The organism is Bradyrhizobium sp., from assembly GCF_049798375.1.
Classification (GTDB): domain Bacteria; phylum Pseudomonadota; class Alphaproteobacteria; order Rhizobiales; family Xanthobacteraceae; genus Bradyrhizobium.
This window is the reverse complement of record NZ_JBARGP010000482.1, coordinates 1-3,689: the sequence shown is the minus strand read 5'-3', so window position 1 is coordinate 3,689 and position 3,689 is coordinate 1. Positions and strand designations below refer to the sequence as shown.

5 protein-coding genes are annotated in these 3,689 nt (G+C 66.1%); 1 reads left to right on the top strand and 4 read right to left on the bottom strand.

The window, feature by feature from the left end; genetic code table 11:
- Positions 1 to 223: GntR family transcriptional regulator (locus WA702_RS19895; protein ID WP_425112255.1), on the bottom strand; the 223-nt coding region annotated here is incomplete at its 3' end.
- Between the two features lie 106 nt (positions 224 to 329).
- Between WA702_RS19895 and WA702_RS19890 the strand changes: the two genes are divergently transcribed.
- The gene (locus WA702_RS19890; RefSeq protein WP_425112254.1) at positions 330 to 1,187 is read left to right on the top strand and encodes a DMT family transporter; all 858 of its coding nucleotides are present in this window, start codon (positions 330 to 332) and stop codon (positions 1,185 to 1,187) included.
- Positions 1,188 to 1,191: 4 nt separating this feature from the next.
- On the opposite strand, the gene WA702_RS19885 is transcribed toward WA702_RS19890, so the two are convergent.
- The 3 genes from WA702_RS19885 to WA702_RS19875 form a co-directional block, all read right to left on the bottom strand.
- Positions 1,192 to 1,923 (bottom strand): hypothetical protein, encoded by a 732-nt coding sequence (locus tag WA702_RS19885; protein ID WP_425112253.1) that lies wholly within the window; start codon positions 1,921 to 1,923, stop codon positions 1,192 to 1,194.
- Between the two features lie 79 nt (positions 1,924 to 2,002).
- Positions 2,003 to 3,226 carry an acyl-CoA dehydrogenase family protein gene (locus tag WA702_RS19880; RefSeq protein ID WP_425112252.1) on the bottom strand — a complete coding sequence of 408 codons (1,224 nt, stop codon included), beginning with the start codon at positions 3,224 to 3,226 and terminating at the stop codon, positions 2,003 to 2,005.
- Positions 3,227 to 3,415: 189 nt separating this feature from the next.
- Positions 3,416 to 3,689, bottom strand: a 274-nt coding sequence (locus WA702_RS19875) for a JAB domain-containing protein (protein WP_425112251.1), incomplete at its 5' end; no start/stop codon positions are given.

Below are 3,689 nucleotides of genomic sequence, written 5' to 3'. Positions count from 1 at the left end.
AGCCGGAGCCGCGCCGCGCCCGGATCAGGCCCTCGGCGGCGAGCCGGTCATAGGCCTCCACCACGGTGGACGGCGACACTTTCATGGTCGCGGCAAAGCCGCGGATCGAGGGCAGCCGGTCGCCGGGGCCAAGAGCACGGCTCGCCACGCGCGCACGGATCGCGTCGATGACATCGGCGATGCGGCCGCCTTCGACAGAAGATGACGTCGATGGGGAGGACAAGTGTATGGCTCCAATGAGCAGTACAGTTCAGCACAATTGTACTGCTCTGTGGCTGCCCGAACAAGCCGTGCGCCGCTAGGGTCGCGCTCCAAAGTAAGGAAGCGGCATGAAATCAATCGAAGGGTGGGGTAGCGGATTGTTGGGCGTGGCGATCTTCAGCGCCTCGCTGCCGGCAACGCGCGTGGCAGTGGCCAGCTTTCCGCCGCTGTTCCTGACCGCGGCGCGGGCCAGCATCGCCGCCATGCTCGGCGGTGCGCTTCTGCTGTTGCTGCGGCAGGCGCGACCGGCGCGGGCTGATCTCGCCTCGCTGGTGATCGTCGCCTTCGGCGTCGTGATCGGCTTTCCGCTGCTGACCGCGCTCGCGCTTCAGCACATTACCTCGGCGCACTCGATCGTGTTCGTCGGCCTGCTGCCGCTCGCCACCGCGATCTTCGGCGTGCTGCGCGGCGCGGAACGGCCGAAGCCGCTGTTCTGGCTGTTCTCGCTGATGGGGAGTGCGGCAGTCGGCGCCTTCGCGCTATCGAACGATGGCACGGTCTCGCCAACCGGCGATCTCCTGATGATCGCGGCGATCGTGCTGTGCGGCCTCGGCTATGCCGAAGGCGCGGTCTTGTCGCGAAAGCTTGGCGGCTGGCAGGTGATCTCCTGGGCGCTGCTGCTGGCCTCGCCGTTCATGCTGCTGCTCGCCGCCGTGACCTGTCCGCCGTCGTGGCAGGCGATCGACACGCCGGCCTGGCTCGGGCTCGCTTACGTCTCGATCTTCAGCATGCTGGTCGGCTTCCTGTTCTGGTATCGCGGCCTTGCCGCAGGCGGCATCGCCAGCGTCGGGCAGTTGCAGTTGCTGCAACCGTTTCTCGGCCTCGCGCTGGCCGGCCTCTTGCTGCACGAGCCGGTCGCCTGGAGCATGATTCTGGCAACCGGCCTGGTCGTGGTCTGCGTCGCGCTGGCGCGGCGCTACGCGTGAGCCATCACGTACGGCGATAGAGCCCGGTGAAGCTGACGCCGGAACCGCCGCAATCATTGTTCTCCTCGACCAGCAGCAGCGGTCCGACCCGCTGCAAGCGGACGCGGCACTCATCGCCCTGGCTCGGGCGCTCGAACGGCGTCGAGCCATCGTCGACGAAGGCGATGATCCCGTCCTTCGGCGCTGCCAGGGCGTTGATCGCGCCAGCGTTGAAGTCGCGTCCGGCCGGCACGACCTGACCGCCCTCGATCTTGAACCGGCCGTCGGCAGCCTTCGTGATCGTGAGCCCGCCACCGGGATGCTCCCAGTTGCCAAGCCAGTCTGCAGCCGCAGGCGCCGGCATGCGCTCGACCTTGGCCAACGCGACGCTCGGCAGCCACCCGGTGGTCCAGGTCTGGGCTTTGGCGAGCGGCGCCTGGTAGCTCACGCAGGTGAAATCGCCTTTGGTCTTGCCGACCAGCACGAGGTCGTCCGTGATGAGATAGGATCGCTTCCGGCACGCTTCGCTCGCTGCCGGGCAGCTATCAGCCTTGAAGTCATCGTCATAGGGGCTCTTGACGAAGTTGACGCGCCGTTGCGCGATGACCTTGGCAACTGTCAGCGGCTGCGCATCGTCCCATCCGATGCCGTTGCAGTTGGCGGGATCGCTGGGGTTATAGGCAGCCACCGCCGCAGACAGTCCGAATATCACAGATAGTACAAGGCTCAACAGAGGTGCGATCAACGCCACGCGCATCCGACGACTCCGCTCATGCATCCCGATCAGGTTGCATGAGCGTGCCGCGCGGTTCAAGCGAACCTCGCTGAAGGCGGGCTCACTGTCCGGAGATCGGATCGGCCGGCGGGAAGCCGAGCACGCCTCTGCCGGCGGCGCCGTAGAACCGCTCCTGGGCGAAGAAGTGCTGCCGGGCCGCATGGACGTCGCGCAGGCGGCGCTGCAGCGGCGATGCATTCATGATCGAACTCGAGCCGCCGAGCGTGTAGCAACCGCTCACGACATTGGTGCAGGCGGCATGCACCCAGGCGCTGCCCTGGAGAGCCTCGGCGAGATCGGCCTTGCCGTCGAGCGTGCCGGCGACGGCCCGAGACCATTGCTGTTCGACCTGCGTCCGGGTCAGCGCCCGCGCGGCACGCAGCTCGGCATCGAGCCGGCCGATTTCATGCTGGAACACTGGGGAGTCCTTCAACTCCATCGCCGCGAACAGCTGACGGCGCCTGCCATTGGCCATGGCGACGAGATCAGCCATCGCGCCGGTCGCGATGCCGACCGCGACGGCTGCATGGAAGCTCGCATTGAGCGGCATCACGTCGCATGCGAGCGGTCCCGGCACGGACGATTTTCCGCCGAACAGATCGAAAGCCTCTGCCGCAGGAATCTCGACATTGTCGAGCATCACGTGGTGGCTGCCGGTGCCGGTCAAGCCTGATGCTTGCCACGTCTCCTCGATGCGCCAACGGTCGGCAGGCAGCATGACGACCTTGGTTTCGGGTCCGTGCTCGGTCATGACCGGCTGACCATCTACGCAAACGATGCAATGACCAGCGATCCATTGCGCATTCTGGCAGCCGCTGGAGAACGGCCAACGCCCCGACACCCGGTAGCCACCGGCGATCCGCTCGGCTTGTCCGATCGGTACGCCTGCGCCGACCATCAGCATGTCGGGATCGTCACGATAAATCCGCTGCAGCATCGCAAGCGGCGCCCTGGTGATGAAGAGCTGCGACGTCATGCCGATCATCGTAACCCAGCCGACCGAGCTGTCGGCCGCGGCCAGGATTTCCAACATCTGCACGACATCCGGCGCGGTCAGCTCGAGGCCGCCAACGCTGAGCGGCAGCAGGCTCCGGAACAGACCGAGCCTGCGCAGGGTCACGGCAATGTCGCCCGGCACGCGGCGGCCGTCCTCGATCTCCTTGGAGCGGGCCGCAATCTCGGGCGCGAGGGCGCGAATCGCCGTGATCAGGCGAGCGGCATCGTCCGCGGGATTCGATTGCGCGATGTCATCGATGCGGATCGTCTGGATATTGCCTGTGGCCAACAGAGCCTCCTTGAAAGACGCGCCGGCAAAATCATCATGCCGTGCGGAGACCCAAGGCTGCTCAGTGGCTGTTGCCGGATGGTGGCGAATACTGCCGGATTGGCTACCGATGTAATGCCGATGGCAGCGACGCGATCAAACGGTCGTGACGCGGCGTGCCGTCAGGGCGAGACACCACACGGCATCGACTCACATCAGCCCGTCGCCTTTCAGGCTGGTGTGCCCGTTCTTGCCGACGATGATGTGGTCATGCACGGCAATGCCGAGCGGCTTGGCGATATCGACGATGGCCTTGGTCATGCGGATGTCGGCCTGGGACGGCGTCGGGTCGCCGGAGGGATGGTTGTGCACGAGAATGATGGCGGTGGCGGAGAGCTCCAGCGCGCGCTTGATCACCTCGCGCGGATAGACCGGCGTGTGATCGACGGTGCCGGTCTGCTGCACCTCGTCGGCGATCAGCTGA

What these genes read in the sequence shown, in the direction of transcription:
- WA702_RS19890 (WP_425112254.1), top strand. Translation starts at nt 330, where the DNA reads ATGAAATCAATCGAAGGGTGGGGTAGCGGATTGTTGGGCGTGGCGATC.
- WA702_RS19885 (WP_425112253.1), bottom strand. Translation starts at nt 1,923, where the DNA reads ATGCGCGTGGCGTTGATCGCACCTCTGTTGAGCCTTGTACTATCTGTG.